Annotated in this window: 17 protein-coding genes; 7 read left to right on the plus strand and 10 right to left on the minus strand. The window is 71.8% G+C overall.

The features are described 5' to 3' along the window. Positions 1–31 precede the first annotated feature (31 nt). From Van01_RS10495 to Van01_RS10505, 3 genes are all read right to left on the minus strand, one after another. The gene (locus Van01_RS10495; RefSeq protein WP_099847635.1) at positions 32–487 is read right to left on the minus strand and encodes a DUF4383 domain-containing protein; all 456 of its coding nucleotides are present in this window, start codon (positions 485–487) and stop codon (positions 32–34) included. Positions 488–609: 122 nt separating this feature from the next. Beyond that, positions 610–2412 carry an ABC-F family ATP-binding cassette domain-containing protein gene (locus Van01_RS10500; protein ID WP_204005065.1) on the minus strand — a complete coding sequence of 601 codons (1803 nt, stop codon included), beginning with the start codon at positions 2410–2412 and terminating at the stop codon, positions 610–612. A gap of 98 nt (positions 2413–2510) precedes the next feature. Beyond that, positions 2511–3212, minus strand: a complete 702-nt coding sequence (locus Van01_RS10505; RefSeq protein WP_204005067.1) for a TetR/AcrR family transcriptional regulator — start codon at positions 3210–3212, stop codon at positions 2511–2513. 109 nt (positions 3213–3321) lie between these two features. Between Van01_RS10505 and Van01_RS10510 the strand changes: the two genes are divergently transcribed. Continuing rightward, positions 3322–4281 (plus strand): NAD-dependent epimerase/dehydratase family protein, encoded by a 960-nt coding sequence (locus Van01_RS10510; RefSeq protein WP_204005092.1) that lies wholly within the window; start codon positions 3322–3324, stop codon positions 4279–4281. A 24-nt stretch (positions 4282–4305) separates the two neighbouring features. Here Van01_RS10510 and Van01_RS10515 read toward each other — a convergent pair whose 3' ends face one another. From Van01_RS10515 to Van01_RS10530, 4 genes are read right to left on the minus strand one after another with little or no spacing between them, the layout of a single operon-like run. Next, the gene (locus Van01_RS10515; RefSeq protein WP_204005094.1) at positions 4306–5253 is read right to left on the minus strand and encodes a 4-(cytidine 5'-diphospho)-2-C-methyl-D-erythritol kinase; all 948 of its coding nucleotides are present in this window, start codon (positions 5251–5253) and stop codon (positions 4306–4308) included. Next, positions 5250–5834: a Uma2 family endonuclease gene (locus Van01_RS10520; protein WP_239098981.1), complete on the minus strand. Its 585-nt coding sequence runs from the start codon at positions 5832–5834 to the stop codon at positions 5250–5252. Before Van01_RS10520 ends, Van01_RS10515 begins: the two co-directional genes overlap by 4 nt. Before the next feature lie 32 nt (positions 5835–5866). Then, on the minus strand, positions 5867–6739 hold the full coding sequence (rsmA, locus tag Van01_RS10525) for a 16S rRNA (adenine(1518)-N(6)/adenine(1519)-N(6))-dimethyltransferase RsmA (RefSeq protein WP_204005096.1): 873 nt from the start codon (positions 6737–6739) through the stop codon (positions 5867–5869). Positions 6740–6757: 18 nt separating this feature from the next. After that, complete coding sequence (locus tag Van01_RS10530; RefSeq protein ID WP_204005098.1) at positions 6758–7666, minus strand: TatD family hydrolase; 909 nt, start codon at positions 7664–7666, stop codon at positions 6758–6760. A gap of 89 nt (positions 7667–7755) precedes the next feature. On the opposite strand from Van01_RS10530, the gene Van01_RS10535 reads away from it, so the two are divergent. Then, positions 7756–9012, plus strand: coding sequence for a hypothetical protein (locus Van01_RS10535; protein WP_204005100.1), 1257 nt, complete (start codon positions 7756–7758; stop codon positions 9010–9012). An 84-nt stretch (positions 9013–9096) separates the two neighbouring features. Then, the gene (locus Van01_RS10540; protein ID WP_204005102.1) at positions 9097–9948 is read left to right on the plus strand and encodes an alpha/beta fold hydrolase; all 852 of its coding nucleotides are present in this window, start codon (positions 9097–9099) and stop codon (positions 9946–9948) included. Positions 9949–10062: 114 nt separating this feature from the next. Here Van01_RS10540 and metG read toward each other — a convergent pair whose 3' ends face one another. Continuing rightward, entirely contained in the window at positions 10063–11865 is a 1803-nt protein-coding gene (gene metG, locus Van01_RS10545) for a methionine--tRNA ligase (protein ID WP_204005104.1), read from the minus strand. A 150-nt stretch (positions 11866–12015) separates the two neighbouring features. Here metG and Van01_RS10550 point away from each other — a divergent pair, with 150 nt between their 5' ends. Then, positions 12016–12954, plus strand: a complete 939-nt coding sequence (locus Van01_RS10550) for a hypothetical protein (protein WP_239098982.1) — start codon at positions 12016–12018, stop codon at positions 12952–12954. Between the two features lie 9 nt (positions 12955–12963). Here the strand turns inward: Van01_RS10550 and rsmI are convergent, their stop codons facing one another. Next, positions 12964–13830: a 16S rRNA (cytidine(1402)-2'-O)-methyltransferase gene (rsmI, locus tag Van01_RS10555; RefSeq protein ID WP_373306231.1), complete on the minus strand. Its 867-nt coding sequence runs from the start codon at positions 13828–13830 to the stop codon at positions 12964–12966. Between the two features lie 66 nt (positions 13831–13896). On the opposite strand from rsmI, the gene Van01_RS10560 reads away from it, so the two are divergent. After that, a complete protein-coding gene (locus tag Van01_RS10560) occupies positions 13897–15585 on the plus strand; it encodes a dolichyl-phosphate-mannose--protein mannosyltransferase (RefSeq protein WP_204005114.1) in 1689 nt (562 codons plus the stop codon). A 297-nt stretch (positions 15586–15882) separates the two neighbouring features. Here Van01_RS10560 and Van01_RS10565 read toward each other — a convergent pair whose 3' ends face one another. Further along, entirely contained in the window at positions 15883–16239 is a 357-nt protein-coding gene (locus Van01_RS10565) for a hypothetical protein (protein ID WP_239098983.1), read from the minus strand. Between the two features lie 234 nt (positions 16240–16473). On the opposite strand from Van01_RS10565, the gene Van01_RS10570 reads away from it, so the two are divergent. Further along, entirely contained in the window at positions 16474–17130 is a 657-nt protein-coding gene (locus Van01_RS10570; protein WP_204005123.1) for a 4'-phosphopantetheinyl transferase family protein, read from the plus strand. Between the two features lie 52 nt (positions 17131–17182). Beyond that, entirely contained in the window at positions 17183–18475 is a 1293-nt protein-coding gene (locus Van01_RS10575; protein ID WP_204005125.1) for a VWA domain-containing protein, read from the plus strand.

Raw genomic sequence — 18475 nt, forward strand, 5'->3', positions numbered from 1 at the left:
GAAAACCCCAACCGGAACCAGAAGCGAAACCTCAGAGCACGAGCCGAGCCTTCTGCCACGCCTCGTGCTCGTCGTCGGTGCCGACCTTGCCGTACATGCCGGCCATCAGCAGTACCAGGCTGAGCACCATGTGGACGATCACCGTGGCGACGCTCAGGTTGAAGATGTTGGCCTCGGTCCGGATGAAGGCGAGACCCGCCAGGCTGACCGCCATGATCAGGTACGCCGACCACTGGTTGATCAGCACGTCGAGGTTGCGGCCGATGGCGGTGCCGGCCAGCACGATCGCGCCGACCACGATGTTGAACAGGGAGAAGCCGAGGTTCGTGCCCTGCCCCAGGGCCTGGGTGTCGCCCTGGCTGAAGAAGGGTTCGCCGGTGCTGGTCAGGAGGCCGATCACACCGAAGGCCACCAGGTACAGACCGATCAGCCCGCCGATCGCCCGGTAGATCGGCCGCGCGGGGTGGTTGACGGGAGTGTGGGCCATGTCTGTGTCTCCAACGCCGTTGGGTGAGGGTCGACGGCGATTCTCCCGCATCCGGCGGTGTGACGCCGCACACGGGTACCGGGGACGCCGCGTCCGGGCGCGTCGCCGTCGGGTGGAGCGGCTCAGCTCGCGGGGATGTCGTCGGCCAGGGTGAGCCAGGCCTGCTCGGCCTCCTCCCGCTCACCGCGCACCTGGGTGAGCTGGGCGTCCAGCTCGGCCACCCGGGTGTAGTCGGTGGCGTTCGCAGCGAGTTGGTCCAGCAGCGCCGCTTCCTTCTGTTCGAGCTTGCCGACCTGTCGTTCGAGGCGGGCCAGTTCCTTGCGGGCCTGCCGGGCCTCGGCGGCACTCATGCCGCCGCCGGCCGGGGCGGTGGCCGGTGCTGTGGGTGCCGGGGTACGGCCGGGCCCCGGTCGGTCGTTGGCGCGGGCGAGGTACTCGTCGACACCGCCGGGCAGGTGCACCAGCCGGCCGTCGCCGAACATGCCGTACGCCGAGTCGGTCACCCGCTCGATGAGGTAGCGGTCGTGGCTGGCCACCACGATGGTGCCGGGCCAGGAGTCGAGCAGGTCCTCCAAGGCGGCCAGCGTGTCGGTGTCGAGGTCGTTCGTGGGCTCGTCGAGCAGCAGCACGTTCGGCTCACCGGCGAGCAGCCGCAGCATCTGGAGTCGACGCCGTTCGCCGCCGGAGAGGTCTCCGACCGGGGTCCAGAGACGCCTGTCGTCGAAGCCGAAAACCTCGGCGAGCTGGGCGGCGGAGATCTCCCGGTCGCCGAGGCGGACCCGCCGGGCGACCTCCTCGACGGCTTCGAGGACGCGCAGCTCACTTGGCAGTTCGGCGAGTTCCTGGGAGAGGAAGGCGGCCCGTACGGTGCTGCCGGTGGTCAGCCGCCCGCTCTCGGGGTGGGTGACACCGGCGAGCATCCGCAGCAGGGTGGTCTTGCCCGCGCCGTTGGCGCCGAGGATGGCGACCCGGTCGCCGGGGCCGACCTGCCAGGTGGCGTCGCCGAGGATGGTCTTGGGGCCGGCGTGCAGCCGAACGTGTTCCAGGTCGTACACCTGCTTGCCGAGCCGGGCGGTGGCCAGCCGTTGCAGCGACATGGTGTCGCGTGGTGGCGGCACGTCGGCGATGAGCGCGTTCGCGGCGTCGATGCGGAACTTCGGCTTCGAGGTGCGGGCCGGGGGACCACGGCGCAGCCAGGCGATCTCCTTGCGGAGCAGGTTCTGCCGGCGCGCCTCGGTGGCGGCGGCGATGCGTTCCCGCTCGGCGCGGGCAAGGATCCAGGCCGCGTAGCCACCCTCGTAGGCCCGCACGCTCTGGTCGGCGACTTCCCAGGTGGTGGTGCAGACGGCGTCGAGGAACCAGCGGTCGTGGGTGACGACGACCAGGGCGCCCTTGCGGTTGAGCAGGTGCCGGGCCAGCCAGTCGACGCCACTGACGTCGAGGTGGTTCGTGGGCTCGTCGAGGATGAGCAGGTCGGCGTCGCGGACCAGCAGCGCGGCGAGTGCGACCCGGCGGCGTTCGCCGCCGGACATCGGCCCGACCGGGGCGTCCAGACCCAGGTGGGGCATGCCGAGCCCGTCGAGAATGGCGCGTACGCCGGCGTCGCCGGCCCATTCGTGCTCGGCGCCCATGCTCTCGGCGAGCCACTCGGTGCCCAGGACGACGTCGCGGACGGTGGCCTCGGGGCTGAGGGTGAGATTCTGTGGCAGCCAGGCGACCCGCAGGTCGCGGCGGTGGGTGACCCGGCCGTCGTCGGGCTGCTCGGTCCGGGTCAGCAGTCGTAGCAGGGTGGACTTGCCGGCGCCGTTGAGCCCGACGACGCCGATCCGGTCGGCGTCCTCCAGGCCGAGCGAGACATCGGTGAGCAGCGGCCCGGCCGCGCCGTAGCCCTTGGACACCCGGTCCAGGTTGACGATGTTGGCCACGTACCACCTTCCATGATCAAGGCGTCCCGGTGCCGGGGGCACCTGGGGACGCCTGTCGTTCCAGGGTACGCGGGCGGGTAACCGTTCCTGCGGGTCGGCTATCCCGCGTCGGGCAGGCCGATCAGGTCGGCCATCTGGCGGGTCTGGTGGTCGAAGTACTCCTCCCGGGCCTCGATCACGCCGTTGAGCTGGCCGAAGACTTCGAAACTGACGGCTCCGAAGCAGTGGATCCAGGCGGTGGCGCCCCGGGCCAGCAGGGCTTCGGGTAGTCCTGGGAAGAGTCGGTCGCGGACGGCGGCGAGGTCGGATCGGACCGGCCCGGGCAGTTCTTCCGGGTCGGGATCGGCAAGCGCGCCGGTGGCGCGGCCGTCGGCGAGGATGCCGATCAGGACGGCGGGGGTCCGGGCCGCCGCCTCGGTGGTTTCCTGCGGGGCCGCGTAGCCGGGCACCGGGCTGCCGAAGAGCAGGGCGTACTCGGCGGGGTTGGACAGCGCCCAGCGGCGGATCGCGTGGCAGGCGGCGAGCCACCGGCCGCGGAGGTCGGCGCGGTCGGTCACCTCGGTGTCGGCGGTTTCGGTGGCATCGCCGAGGGCGTGGTAGCCGTCGATGATCAACGCGGTGAGCAGGTCGTCCCGGCTGGGGAAGTATCGGTAGATCGCCGAGGAGACCATGCCCATGTCCCGGGCGACCGCGCGCAGGGACAGGTTCGCCCCCTCAGCGGCGAGGTGCCGGCGGGCGATCGTCTTTATCTCGTTGATCATTTCGGCCCGGGCCCGGGCCCGGATGGCGGCAGCGGGCATGCCAGTGAGTGTCGCACACATTCGAGAGCACTGCTCTTGACGGCCGGCACTCATCTGGGTGAGCATTGGTCTCGACAGAGAGCGCCGCTCTCATTTAGGGGGATCCCTCATGGCCGTGCACCTGATCGTCGGCGCCGGGATGGTCGGTTCGACCACCGCGCGACAGCTCGCCGAGCGCGGTGAGCGGGCGGTGATCGTCAGCCGGTCCGGCCGTGGCCCGACCCACCCGCACATCGAGCGGGTCGCCACCGACGCCGGCGACGCCGACCGGCTCAGCAGGCTCGCCGACGGCGTGACCGCCATCTACAACTGCCTCAACCCGGCCTATCACCGATGGCTCACCGACTGGCCGCCGATGGCCGCCGCGCTGCTCACCGCCGCCGAACGCTCCGGTGCCCCGCTGGTGATCGCCGGCTGCCTCTACGGCTACGGCGAGATCACCGGCCCGATGACCGAGGAGAACCCGCTCGCCGCCACCCACCCGAAGCTCAAGATGCGTGCCGACATCTGGCGCGCCGCCCTCGCCGCCCAGCGTGCCGGCCGGATCCGCGCCGTGACGGAGGTACGCGGCAGCGACTACCTCCAGGCGCAGTCGATCTTCAGCTTCTTCATCGGGAAGCCGCTGCTCGCCGGCCGGCGCACCTTCGTCCCGGCTCCGCTGGACGTGCCGCACACCTGGACGTCGGTGAACGACATGGCGGCGATGCTTGTCACCGCCGCAACCGACGAGCGGGCCTGGAACCGGCCCTGGCACGTGCCGAGCGCGTCACCGCTGACGGTTCGGGAACTCGCCACCCGCTTCACCGAGGTGGCCGGCGCGCCCGCCCCGAAACTCACCACAATTCCCCGCGCGCTCTTCCGCGCCGGTGGCGTGTTCTCCCCGATGCTGCGTGAGTTCCAGACCACGGCGTACCAGTTCGCCCGACCGTTCGTCATGGACTCCACCGCTGCCACCGCCACCTTCGGCAGGCGTCCGCAGCCGCTGGACGCGGCGCTGCGTGAAACGGCCGCGCTGCTCGGCGGTGTCCCCGGCACCGGGTCCCGGCCGACCAGACCGAGCACCACCTGACCCGCGCCGGATCGGCGGGTCGACTCAGGTGATCCGGGCGCCGTGCACCGGACCGTGGGCGACGCGGGCCTGCCGGCACACCCCGGCGGCCTCCAGCTCGGCGGCGACACGTTCGGCGTCGGCGGCGTCGGCGGTGAGGAACACGCAGGTGGGCCCTGACCCGGAGACGATGCCGGCCAGCGCCCCGGCCGCCTCGCCGGCCTTCAGGGTGCTCGCCAGCGACGGTCGCATGGCCAGGGCGGCGTCCTGGAGGTCGTTGCCGAGGGTCGGTGCGAGCACCCGGGGGTCGCGCTGCCGCAGCGCGGCCAGCAGTCCGTCGGTGGGGCCCAGGGGCGGCCCGGCGGCACCGGTCTCGCGGAGCCTGTCGAGTTCCCGGTACGCCTCCGGGGTGGACAGACCACCGTCGGCGATGGCCACCACCCAGTGCCAGGAGGTGGGCCGGGCCAGCACCGGACTCACCGCCTCGCCCCGGCCGGTGCCCAACGCGGTGCCGCCGTGGATCAGGAAGGGCACGTCCGAGCCGAGGTCGGCGGCGATGCTCGCCAACTCGTCACGGGACAGACCGGTGCCCCACAGCGCGTCGCAGGCGACCAGGGCGGCAGCCGCGTCGGCGCTGCCACCGGCGAGCCCACCGGCCAGTGGGATCTGCTTGCGCAGGTGCAGCCGGGCGTGCGGCATCACCCCGGCGTACCCGGCGAGAGCGTGCGCCGCCCGGATGATCAGGTTGGAGTCGTCGAGGGCGAGTTCCCCGGTGCCCTCGCCCTCCATGGTGAGGGTCAGCGTGTCGCCGCGCCGCGCGGTCAGCTCGTCGTAGATCGAGATCGCGTGGTAAACCGTGTTCAGCTCGTGGTAGCCGTCCCGGCGCAGCGGGCCGACCCCCAGGTGCAGGTTGACTTTGGCGGGCACCCGTACCCGGACCGGACCGGTCGCCCCGCGCGGCTCGTCGTCGTCCGGTCGCCAGGCCTCGGTCACGGGGTGATGTCCCGGACGGGCAGCCGCACGTCGAACGGCTTGGTCACGATCAGCTCCTCGGCGGAGTCGGCGACCAGCTCGTAGCGGCCGTCGACAAGGTCGTACGCGTACACGTGCACGGGATTCTGCTCGATCCGCCAGTAGTGCGGGATGCCGGCGTCGGCGTAGTCGGCGGGCTTCTCCAACCGGTCCCGACGCCGGGTGCCGGGCGACACGACCTCGACGGCGAGCACCACCTGCTCGGCGTCGAAGTAATGATTCTCGGCCACGACCGGCCGCCTGAGCAGCACCACGTCCGGTTCGAACGTGTTGCGGTGACTCATCACCACCCCCACCGCAGTGGCCGGGGAGACATCGAACGGGGCGTTTCGCCGGAACCACATCCACAGCAGGTTGCTGATGGTCTGGTGACCGTAGGTAGGGGAGGGGACCAAGACCAGGACTCCGTCACGCAACTCGACGCGGGGGGCGTCGTCGGGGAAGGCCAGCACGTCCTCGATGGTGTAGTTGGCCAGGCGTTGCCGAAGCGGGTCCGGGCCCCACATGCCGGACACGTCGGGATCGATCGGCTGGGCGCTCACTGGTACACCTCCTCGGCGGGCACGGCCTCAGCCTACTGGGCTGCCGGCGTACGGCTCGGGGCCGACGCGGCGACGGCGGCGAACTGCTCGACGGTGAGTGACTCACCGCGTGCGCCGGGGTCGACACCAGCGGCGGTGAGCGCGGCGGCGGCCCGGTCGGCGCTGCCGGCCCAGCCGGCCAGCGCGGCCCGCAACGTCTTGCGCCGCTGCGCGAAGGCGGCGTCCACCACCGAGAAGACCTGCGCCCGGGGCACGTCGGCGCGGGGTGGCTCGCGGCGGGTGAACGCGACCAGACCGGAGTCGACGTTGGGCACCGGCCAGAACACGTTGGGCGGCACCTTCCCGGCGGCCCGGGCGTACGCGTACCAGGCGAGCTTGACCGACGGTATGCCGTACACCTTGGAGCCGGGACCGGCGACGAGCCGGTCGGCCACCTCCTTCTGCACCATCACCAGCCCCTGCCGGAGGCTGGGCAGCTCGGCGAGCAGGTGCAGCACCACGGGCACGGCGACGTTGTAGGGCAGGTTCGCCACCAGCGCGGTGGGCGCCGGGTCGGCCAGGTCGGCGGCGGTGATCCGCAGGGCGTCCGCGTGGTGCACGGTGAGCCGGTCAGCGGCCGGGCCGGCGTGCCGGGCGGCGGTGTCGGTGAGCGCGCCGGCAAGCGTGGAGTCGATCTCGACGGCGTGCACGTGGGCGGCGGCGGGCAGCAGGGCGAGGGTGAGCGAGCCCAACCCGGGGCCTACCTCGAGCGCCACGTCGTCGGCGGTGAGTCCGGCGGTGGCGACGATCCGGCGCACCGTGTTGGGGTCGTGCACGAAGTTCTGGCCGAGCTTCTTGGTGGGCGCGACGCCGAGCCGGGCGGCGAGGTCCCGGATCTCCGCCGGGCCGAGCAGGTCTGCGGCCATAACCCGACAGCGTACGGGTCAGCCTGGGACGCCAGCCGGGTGCCAGGGACCGAAGGCCCGTTCCCCGGTGGCCGAGATGGCGGCGCAGAGTGCGTCGAGGTCGGTGCCGGTGGTGGCGGCCAGCGCCCGGACGGTCAACGGGATCAGGTACGAGGCGTTGGGCCGGCCCCGGTGCGGCACGGGAGTGAGGTAGGGCGCGTCGGTCTCCACCAGGATCTGGTCGAGCGGAGTCAGCGCGGCGGCCTCGCGCAGTGCCCCGGCGCTGGCGAAGGTGACGGTGCCGGCGAAGCTGAGCAGGTAGCCCCGGCGGACGCATTCGGTGGCGAACTCGGCGTCGCCGGAGAAGCAGTGCATCACCACCGTGTCCGGTGCGCCCTCGTCGTCGAGGATGCGCAGCACGTCAGCGTGCGCGTCCCGGTCGTGGATCACAAGCGTGCGGCCGTACCGTTTGGCGATGGCGATGTGCGCGCGGAAGCTTTCCTCCTGCGCGGCGCGGCCCTCGTCACCGGTGCGGTAGCGGTCCATTCCGGTCTCGCCGACACCACGCACCCGGTCCTGGGCCGCCAGTGCCTCGATCTCGCGCAGGGCACCGTCGAGGTCGGCCAGCCGGGGGGCCTCGTTGGGGTGCAGCGCGACAGTGGCCACCACCGCCGGGTAGCTGCCCGCCGCCTCGACACCCCAGCGGGAGGAGGCGACGTCCACCCCGACCTGCACCAGCCGGTCGACCCCCACGGCGGCGGCGACATCGATGGCCGCGGCGACCGGGTCGGTGGCGTCGACACCGCCGGGCACCCCGGCCTCGCTGACGGTGATGTCGAGGTGGGTGTGGCTGTCCAGGACCGGTAGGGGCAACGGCTCGGGTGCGGGTGGGAACTCTCCGGCACGGCGGGCGGCGCGCTGGCTACGGGACTCGGTCGGCTCGCTCATCTCGTCGACAGCATCACACACCGACCGAGTCCATCCGCACGCCACCCGGAGTTCACCTCGGCTACGCCCCGCACCCCTACCGTCGCGGAGTGGACGCGCGAAGCGAGCTTTCCCGGGCCGGCGGTACGGTGCCGGAGCGGACCGGTCTGCGGGTGGCGTTCGGCGGCGCGGTCTATCCGGCGGAGGAGATCGCACGGGGCGCGGCGTACGAGTTGTTCAGCGCCGACGAGGCGACAGGTTTCGAGTGGTCGCCCCGACCGAACTCGGCGCTGCCCTGGCGACGGTTCGTACACGTCACCGAGGTCACCGCGGTGCACGGGGCGACCGAACAGGCCGAGGAGCCGGAGACGCCGCTGCTGGTGCCGCTGCACCGGGAGCGGGGCTGGTCGGAGGTGCACCGGCTCGCCCAGCAGCCGGCCGCCGCTGACGATCCGCTGATCACCGCGGTACGCGCCTCGGCCGTTGTCCGGCGGGGTACCCGGATGATGAAGATCCTCTCCGCCCGGCAGCTCTCCGGCTACGTCCGGGGCTGGTTGCCGCACGGGTTCTGCTACCGGGAACACGACGTGGCGCACCTGCGTACCCCGACGACGACGAGCGTGCTGCGTGCCGACGGCGGGGATGGCCGGGACGGCGCGGACGTGACGTACGCGCTGCGGTGGCGTGCCGCCGACCAGGGTGACTACGACGTGCCGGCGGGTGCGGCGTACCGCGGCCTGGCGGCCCTGGGGGCGCGGGACCGGTTGGGTCCGGCGGTGCTCGGTACCGGCTTCACGCCGAGCAGCCATCATCTGATTCCGGAGTTCGTCACCCGGGACTTCGCCGACCTGCCGATGCCGGCCAACGCCACCCTGCTGGCCTACCCGGCGGAGGGTGTGGAGGTGGTGCTCTACGCCTACCAGGCGGAGCAGCGGGGCTGGCTACGGATGGTCGGGCCACAGTGGCGACACCTGCTCGCCGCGGTGCCGGGTCTGTCGCCGGACCAGGAGTATGTGCCGACCGGGGAGGCGCCGCGCTCGACCCGACTTGTGGGTACGTACGCGGGCGGCGAGTACGAGGCGGTCGCCGACCTGCCCGGCGGCTTCCGGGTCCTGGCGCTGACCCGGGCCGCCAGGTACCCGGTCGACGGGGCGGGCCGACGGCTACGCCTGGCCGCCTGGCGGGGGGTGCCGTGCCTGGTGCTGCGGGAGGAGTCGGGCTGGCTGCGGTTACGGCTGCGACGACCGGATCCGGACGCGGTCGCCGCGACCGGAGCACAGTGTCACGAACGGGGTGTCTACGAGACATGGGCCCCGGGCGGTGAGGTCACCGACGATCAGGTGGTGGATCACCCGTACCTCCTCTGACCTGGTCGGTGCGGGTCGGGTGGCGCAGGAATATCGGATGCCCGCCGGGGAAGGCTCGGTTTCCCACCTGAACAGGAGGACGAGATGCCCTTCATCACCGTCGGCACGGAGAACTCCGCGCCCATCGACCTGTACTACGAGGACCATGGGTCGGGTCAGCCGATCGTCCTGATCCACGGGTTCCCCTTCAACGGGGCGACCTGGGAGAAGGTCTCGGGACCGCTGCTCGACGCGGGATACCGGGTGATCACGTACGACCGGCGTGGCTTCGGCAACTCGGCACAGCCGGCGTTCGGGTACGACTACGACACCTTCGCCGCCGACCTCGACGTGCTGATGACCGAGCTGGATCTGCGCAACACGATCCTGGTCGGCCACTCGATGGGTACCGGCGAGGTGACCCGCTACCTGGGCGCGTACGGCTCGGACCGGGTGGACCGGGCGGTGCTGCTGGCACCGCTGGCGCCGTACCTGCGGCAGGCGCCGGACAACCCGGAGGGCGTCGAGGCGAGCCTCTTCGAGGGGTTCAAGCAGGCGATCATTCAGGACCGGTTCGCCTACCTCACGCAGTTCTGCGAAGCCTTCTTCAACTACAAGGAGAACAAGGGCAAGCTGGTAAGCGAGGAGGCGCACCGGGCGCACTGGGAGATCGGCGCGCGGGCCTCGGCGATCGCCACCCTGAACTCCGTCGACGCGTGGGGCACCGACTTCCGGGCCGACGTGTCCCGGATCGACGTGCCGGTGCTGATCGTGCAGGGTGACAAGGACAACGTGCTGCCGTACCCGAAGACCGGCCAGCGGTTGCAGCCGATGCTCGCCGACAGCCGGTTGGTCACCCTCAAGGGCGCGCCGCACGGCACCCCGTGGACCAACGCCACCGAGGTGAACCAGGCGATCATGGAGTTCATCGGCTCGCCGGCCATGGCCCGCGCCTGATCCGGTCCGGGCCGGCGTCGCGCGGACCGCGCCGCGCCGGGCCACCCGGACGGCACGATGGGCGCGACCCGGTACGGGACGCGCCCATCACTGCGCGGTCTGCTCCTTGCGCGGTCAGCTCTCGAGCCGGGCCAGTTCCTCGTCCACGATCGAGGGGTCGAGCTTGCGGAACACCGGCTTGGGGGCCGCGAGCGGCCGGCCCACCACGAGCGGTACGGACTCCCACCGCGTGCCCTGGGTGTAGTCCCCGGTCAGCACCGGGTACGCGGGCCCGGCGTCGAGGTCGGCGACCTCCTCGATGACCGGCATCGGGGCGTGCACGCCGGTGCCGCCGAGCAGCTCGTGGATCTTCTGCGCGGAGTGCGGCAGGAACGGGGTGAGCAGCGTGTTGGCGTCGCTCACCACCTGGAGGGCGACGTGCAGGATGGTGCCCATCCGGGGCTTGTCCGCGGCGTCCTTCAGCTTCCACGGCGCCTGCTCGGAGAGGTACTTGTTGGCTTCGGCGACCACCTTCATCGCCTCACCGATTGCCTGCTTCTGCCGGTGCCGGGCGATCAGGTCACCTACCGTCGCGAAGCCGGCGCGGGCCACCGCCAGCAGCGCCTCGTCGGCCTCGGTCAGCCCGGCGGGGTCGATCGGCGGGATCTCGCCGAAGTTCTTCGCCGCCATCGAGACGGACCGGTTGACCAGGTTGCCCCAGCCGGCGACCAGTTCGTCGTTGTTGCGGCGCAGAAACTCGGCCCAGGTGAAGTCGGTGTCGTTGTTCTCCGGCCCGGCCACCGCGATGAAGTAGCGCAACGCGTCGGCGTCGTACCGCTGGAGGAAGTCGCGGACGTAAATGACCACCCGGCGGGAGGACGAGAACTTGCGTCCCTCCATGGTCAGGAACTCGCTGGAGACCACCTCGGTGGGCAGGTTGAGCCGGCCGAGCCGACCCGGCTCACCGCCGCGGTCGCCCTCACCCGAGTAGCCGGCGAGCAACGCGGGCCAGATCACCGAGTGGAAGACGATGTTGTCCTTGCCCATGAAGTAGTAGGCCTGCGAGTCCTTGCCCTCGCCATCGGTGGACCACCACTTCCGCCAGGCTTCCGGGTCGCCGGTGCGGCGGGCCCACTCGATGGAGGCGGACAGGTAGCCGATGACGGCGTCGAACCACACGTAGATCCGCTTGTCGGTGCGCTCACGCCAACCGTCGAGCGGGATCGGTACGCCCCACTCCAGGTCGCGGGTGATGGCCCGGGGGTGCAGGTCGTCCAGCAGGTTCTTCGAGAAGCGCAGGACGTTCGGCCGCCAGCCCTCCCGGGTGTCCAGCCACTGCCGCAGGACGTCGGCCAGGGCGGGCAGGTCGAGGAAGAAGTGTTCGGTCTCGACGAACTCCGGCGCCTCCCCGTTGATCTTCGACCGTGGGTTGATCAGGTCGATCGGGTCGAGCTGGTTGCCGCAGTTGTCGCACTGGTCGCCGCGGGCGCTGTCGTAGCCGCAGATCGGGCAGGTGCCCTCGATGTAACGGTCGGGCAGGGTCCGGCCGGTGGACGGCGAGATCGCCCCCATCGTGGTCTTCGGCACGATGTAGCCGTTGCGGTACATCCCCTCGAACAGTTCCTGCACCACCGCGTAGTGGTTGCCGGTGGTGGTGCGGGTGAACAGGTCGTAGGAGAGGCCGAGGCCGTGCAGGTCCTCGACGATCACCCGGTTGTACCTGTCGGCCAGCTCGCGCGGCTTGAGCCCCTCGGCGTCGGCCTGCACCTGGATGGGCGTGCCGTGCTCGTCGGTGCCCGAGACCATGAGCACGTCGTGACCGGCCATCCGCATGTACCTGGCGAACACGTCGGAGGGAACGCCGAAACCGGAGACGTGGCCGATGTGGCGCGGGCCGTTGGCGTACGGCCAGGCCACTGCCGCGAGAACGTGACTCATGGACAGAAAGCCTAGTGACCCCCGCGCGGTGGCCGCGAACCAATAGGGCTCCCCGCCCGGCCTGCTGGCCCGACCGGCTCCGGCAAATCGTCCGAATTGTCGCCGACACGCTGCCTGAGCTGGCGGATCAGCCACCTTCGCAGGTGTCCAATGGGACGTGTGACTGGCAGCCGAGCCGCCCGAGACCACTCCGACGGCCCTCTCCCCGACGCCGGGCCGGAGTCCGCCGGGCCGCCGCGTACCCAGGTGGTCGCGCCCCAGCCCCGCGCGGTGTCCTCGGCGACATCCGAGGGAGAGGCCGGCGTCGCCGGGCCGGATCCCGCCACCGTCGAGTTACGGCACGCTGTCGAGGTGGAGCCGACCACCGGCGCTCCGGTGGACCTGCTGCCGCGCCGGGTTCCGGTCCGGCCGGCCGGGCGTCGGGGCCGCCGACACCTGTCGCGCGACGACGGTACGCCTGACGAGGAGACCTTCTGGGCGCCGATCGAGGAGGTGCACTGGGACGGCACGCCGGTGCGGCAGGAGTCGCCCGGTGACGGCGGTCAGTGGTGGCGGCGGTTGCGGCCGGTGCGCCGGCACCGGGAGCGGAGCAACCATCCGCCCGATCCGCTGGCGGGGCTGGCGGCGCTTATCGGGTTGAGCCTCGCGGCAGCCTTCTTCGCCTGGGTCAGCGCCGGCCCGCTCTGGCTCGCCGTCGGGCACGCCACCTCCGGCACGGTGACGGTCACCAGGTGCACCGGCGACGGTCTGACCCAGCGGTGCCGGGGCATCTTCACCGCGGCGGACGAGGAGTTCCGGACGCACGGCGTACGGGTCAGCGGGGTGCCCCGGGACCGGGCGGTGCCCGGTTCGGCGCTGCCCGCCCGGGTGACCGGCCCGGACGGTCACGTCGCGTACGCCGACGGTGGGGTGGGCGCCCACCTGCGCTGGCTGCTCGGAATGCTAGGGGTGGTGGGCTGCGCGGTGGGCATCGCCCGCTGGACCGGCGCGACCCGGTTGCCCGACCCGACCGAACGACGGTTGGCGATCACCGCGTCGCTGGCCGGGCCGCTGCTGACCGCGCTCGGCTTCCTGATCGCCGCCTGGTAGCACCCGGACTCACTGGTGCACGAGGGCGTAGACGTCCCGGCGGCGCAACCCGTGCGCGGTCGCGACGTCGGTGATGGCGTCCCGGCGGCTCCGGCCGGCCGCCTCCCGCTCGGCCACCGCCGCGCGCAGCACGTCGTCGTCGGGACGGACCGCGGGTGTGGCGGGAGCACCGCCCACCACGAGGGTGATCTCGCCGCGCGGATCGCCGTCGGCGGCCCACCGGGCCAACTCGCCGAGCGGGCGACGCAGCACCTCCTCGTACGTCTTGGTGAGTTCGCGGCAGAGGGCGGCGGGCCGGTCGACGCCGAACGCGTCGGCCAGATCGGCGAGCGCGGCGGCGATCCGGTGCGGCGCTTCGAAGAGGACGAGCGTCCGTTCCTCGGCGGCGAGTGCCCGCAGCCGGGCCCGCCGGGCGCCGGGGGCACGGGGCAGGAAGCCCTCGAAGCAGAACCTGTCGCTGGGCAGCCCGGACAGGGCGAGAGCGGTAGTGACGGCACTCGGACCCGGCGCGGCGGTGACCGGCACCCCGGCGTCCAGGGCGGCGCGGACCAGCCGGTAGCCGGGGTCGGAGACGCTCGGCATCCCGCCGTCGGTGACCAGCGCGACCACGTATCCCTCGGTGAGCACCTCGACAAGTTCCGGGGTACGCCGCTCCTCGTTGCCCTCGAAGTACGAGACGATCCGGCCCGGGATGGTCACGTCGAGATCGCGGGCGAGCCGGTGCAGCCGGCGGGTGTCCTCGGCGGCGACCACGTCTGCCGCGGCGAGCACCTCCCGCAGTCGGGTGGAGGCGTCGGCGGAGTTGCCGAGCGGCGCGCCGAGCAGAATCAGGCGGCCCGTTTCGGACATTCCACCCACAACAGCGCTCTCTTTCATCGATGGTCGTACCGCATATGGGGACGACAGGCACCACCGACCCCTTCCGCAGCCTACGATCGCCGGGTGACGAGTGCGTCGACAGCACAGAGCGCGAGCCCCGACCAGCCCTCGGAGCCGGCAGCGACCACAACCACCGCCACCGATCCGGTGGCGGGCGGGGTACCGGCGACGATCCGCCGCCGGTTGGCCACGGTCGAGGCCGGGCTGGACGACCGTTCGTGGTTGGCCACGGCGGTGGTGGTGGTTATCGCCGCGGTTCTCCGGTTCGCGAATCTCAGCCACCCGCCCGGCAAGATCTTCGACGAGGTCTACTACGCCCGGGACGCCTGGGGGCTCGTCGACAAGGGCGTGGAGTGGAACTACACGAACGGCGTCGCGTCGTACGTGGTCCACCCACCGCTGGGCAAGTGGTTGATCGGCTTCGGCGAGTGGGCCTTCGGCTACAGCGACGCGGAGCACGGCATCTCGGTTCCCGGCCACCTGTTCACCACCGCGCCGGAGTTCGGCTGGCGCTTCTCGGCGGCGCTTGTGGGTGCCCTGTCGGTGCTGCTGCTGGTCCGGATCGGCCGCCGGATGTTCCGCTCCACGGTGCTCGGCTGCGCCGCCGGTCTACTGCTCGCGGTCGACGGTTTCCACCTGGTGCTCTCCCGCACCGCGCTGCTCGACATCTTCCTGCTCTTCTTCATCCTGGCCGCCTTCGGCGCGCTGGTGCTGGACCGGGACGCGACCCGCCGCCGTTGGGCTCGGGCCCTGGAGTCCGGGCTGGATCCGACCGCCCGGGGGCGGGCCGGCCGGCCGGCCGGCGGCTGGCGGAACTGGCCCTGGTGGCGGCTGGCGACCGGGGTGCTGCTCGGCTGCGCCTTCGCGGTGAAGTGGAGTGCGCTGTTCTTCGTACCCGTCTTCGCGCTGTTGATGTTCCTGTGGGACGTCGGCGCCCGGCGGTCGGCCGGGGTACGCCGGCCGTGGCGGGACACCCTGCTCGACGGCGTGCCCTGGATGGTGCTCGCCGGCCTGCTGATGGCTGTCACCTACGTCACGACGTGGTCCGGTTGGCTGTTCAGCCAGGAGGGCTACTACCGGCTGGCCGAGCGGTACCCGGACGCCGGGCTCAGCGACACGCCCATCGTCGGCCCGCTGTGGAATCTGGTGCAGTACCACCAGGCCGCGCTCGGCTTCCACAGCCAGCTCGACGATCCACACAAGTACCAGTCGTGGCCGTGGCAGTGGCTGCTGCTGGGCCGGCCGGTGGCGTTCCACTGGACCGGCGAGGGGCCCTGCGGTGCGGCGAGCTGCGCCGAAGAGGTCCTGCTGCTGGGCACCCCGCTGCTGTGGTGGTCGTTCCTGCCCGCGCTTGTGGCACTGGTCTGGCTCGGCCTGGCCCGCCGGGACTGGCGGGCCGGCGCGATCCTGCTCACCGTGGCGGCCGGGCTGCTGCCCTGGTTCTGGTTCGCTCTCGACGGCCGGACGATGTTCTCCTTCTACGCCGCGCCCGCGCTGCCGTTCCTGGTGCTCGCCGTGGTCTACGTGCTGGGGGCCATCGCCTCGCCGGCGGGGCCGAGCGGTACCCGACCCGTGACCGGTGCGGACGAGGAGGCGAGCCGGGACCGCCGGCTGGTCGGAGGTGTGGTCGCCGGGGCGTACGTGGCGCTTGTCGTCCTCTGTTTCGCGTACTTCTATCCGATCTTCGTGGGCACGGTGCTGCCGTACGAGGACTGGTCTGCCCGGATGTGGCTGGGCGGGCGCTGGATCTGAACCCGACGAAGGGCCCGTACGCCTCGGCGTACGGGCCCTTCGTCGGGAAATAGGACGCGCCCCGATCGCCTGCCACGGGGGAAGCGGGCGATTGGGGCGCGCACCAGCAGCTTAACCACAGGCGACCGGGGGCACAACGGGGCGGCGCGGGTCAGATTTCCGACGAATGCTGAATGCGACAAGAAGTCAGGGTCGTCGTTGTCGCTGCGTGACTCCCCACGGACTCTGCGCCGCCCAGGAGTGACCACCCGACGCGGGGCTGAACCGTTTCGTCCAGCCACTCAGCATCCTGTGACATCACCGCGCATCGAATCGTCCTCCGGACTGGACGTCGTCCGGACGGGGACTCACTGCCGTTTTGGGGCGGGGTGGCAACCAGCCGAAGAACCGGTCCTGCAACGACGTCGACCCGGCGGCGTGCAGATCCTCCGCGGCAGCGGCGAGACAGGCGCCCAGGTAGACACTGAGCATCGCCCGATCCACGCCGTACTCGGTGAGCAGCCGCTTCCGTTTGGGCTCACACGGCCACTCGCCGCCACAGGTGCCACATGTCCATTCGGGGGTCACCGGAGCGTGCTCGCCCGCCCGCCTGGGAGGCGTGATCCCGCCCGCCTCCGCCACCGTGACTCCCGAGCGATCCGTAACACCCGTCATCGCGCTCCCTTCCGCCTCCACCGGGGACAGCGGGCGTGCCCGCCCACCGCCGGGTCGAACATGCCCGTGCGCACCTACAGCGTTCGGGAACACTGAGGCGTTACAACGTTGCGGTACGTTGGCCAACCATGGCCGCCGCGACCCGCCGTAGGCATTGCATCAACCGGGAGCACCCATCGTCCCCGGCCACTCGTACCAGCACCATTGGCCGAAAGCACTACTCCGGAGCCGCAGATGCGTGACCTGCTACCACCCGCCGTGGCGGTGGCCGTGGCGGGTCCGGACGACTGGTCCGGGCGGTTGCACGCAGCCGAGGCGGCCTGTCTCGGTGATCGCGCGGTGGACAGCCGCCGCCGCGACTTCACCGCCGGCCGGGTGTGCGCCCGACGCGCCATGGCGGCGCTCGGCCTACCACCTGTCGCCATACCGGCCGCCGCCGACCGCTCACCGGTCTGGCCTGCGGGCACGGTCGGCACCATCACCCACACCCGCGGCTACTGCGCCGCCGCCGTCGCCCGCAGCGACGAGATCCGGGCGGTAGGCATGGACGCCGAGCAGCACCGCGAGCTCAGCGCCGGGGTACGCCGACTGATCTGCCTGCCTGAGGAGGACGAGCAGGTCAAGCGACTGCCGCCCGGCGTCCACTGGCCGGCAGTGATCTTCAGCGCCAAGGAGACCGTCTACAAGGTGTGGCATCCGGTCGTCGGCAGCTGGCTCGACTTCCACGACGCGCTCGTGCACCTCGATCCCGACACCGGGACATTCACCGCGCGGATCTCATCCGCCCGGGTCACCGACGTGCCGGTCGACCACCCGCCCGCACTGATCACCGGTCGCTTCGCGGTCGAGGCGGACCTCGTCCGTACCGCCGCGGCGTTGACCGCGCGCTAGCGGCTGGCGGCCGGATGATCTGTCCTGAGTGGACTTGTCTACACTCCGCCCGGTGATCAACAAGAGATGGTCGTCAGCCGTCCTGCTCGGGCTGCTGACGGCGACCACGCTGGCCGGCCCGGTGCCGGCGTTCGCCGACGACCGGACGGAACCGCCCGCCGAACCACCACGGGTCCAGCTCGTACTGGATGTGAGCGGCTCGATGCGCGCCACCGACATCGACGGACGCAGCCGGATCTCGGTGGCCCAGCAGGCGTTCGGCGAGGTGGTGGACGCTCTGCCCGACGGGACACAGCTGGGCATCCGGGTGCTGGGCGCCACCTACCAGGGCGAGAACAAGCAGCAGGGGTGCCGCGACACCCAGCAGATCGTGCCGGTCGGCCCGGTCGACCGGACGCAGGCGAAGGCGGCAGTGGCGACCCTGCGCCCGACCGGCTTCACCCCGGTCGGACTCGCCCTGCGCGAAGCCGCGAAGGACCTCGGTGCCGGCACGACCGCCCGGCGGATCGTGCTGATCACCGACGGGGAGGACACCTGCGCACCGCCGGACCCCTGCCAGGTGGCGCGGGAGTTGGCCGCCAAGGGCACAACCCTCGTGGTGGACACCCTCGGTCTCGCACCGGACGAGAAGGTACGCCGGCAGTTGCTCTGCATCGCCGCCGCCACCGGCGGTACCTACACCGCCGCGCAGAGCGCCGAGGAGCTGACCGACCGGCTGAAGCAACTTGTGGACCGGGCCCGCGACACGTACGCCACCATCCCGGCGGCTGTCGACGGGACGGACGCCTGCCAGGGCGCGCCGCTGCTCTCCCCGGGGGTCTACACCGACCGGGAGACCTTCTCCGAGCATCGGTGGTACCGGGTGCCGGTGCGACCGGGCCAGGAACTGCGGGCTTCGGTGAGCGTCGCGCTCGACCGGCCGGTCAACCCCGACTACGGAGTGCTGCTGCGGGCCACCGCTGCGGACGGCCGGGAACTTGTCCGCGGAGTGGACGCCGGCAGTGGACGTACCGACGTGATCTCCACCGGGCTGCGTTGGTCGGCCGGAGACGACGCCGAGCGTGACGAGGACACCGACGCGACTCCGACGGCCGGCGCGCCCCCGGCCGGCACCACCGTCTGCCTGGTGGTCAGCAACATGTTCTCGCCCCGGGCGGGCACCGCCGCGGACCCGGGCATGCCCGTCGAGCTGACAGTCGACGTGGTCGCCGCGTCGTCCGCCCCGGACGGACCGGACCTGGGCCGGGGCTGGGTGCTGCTGCTCCTGTTGACCCTGGCCGGCCTGCTCGCCGGGCTCGTCACCGGCCTGCTCACCCGCTGGTGGGTAGCCACCTGGAGGAACTGA

It is taken from the genome of Micromonospora andamanensis, from assembly GCF_016863495.1.
GTDB classification, from domain to species: Bacteria; Actinomycetota; Actinomycetes; order Mycobacteriales; family Micromonosporaceae; genus Micromonospora; species Micromonospora andamanensis.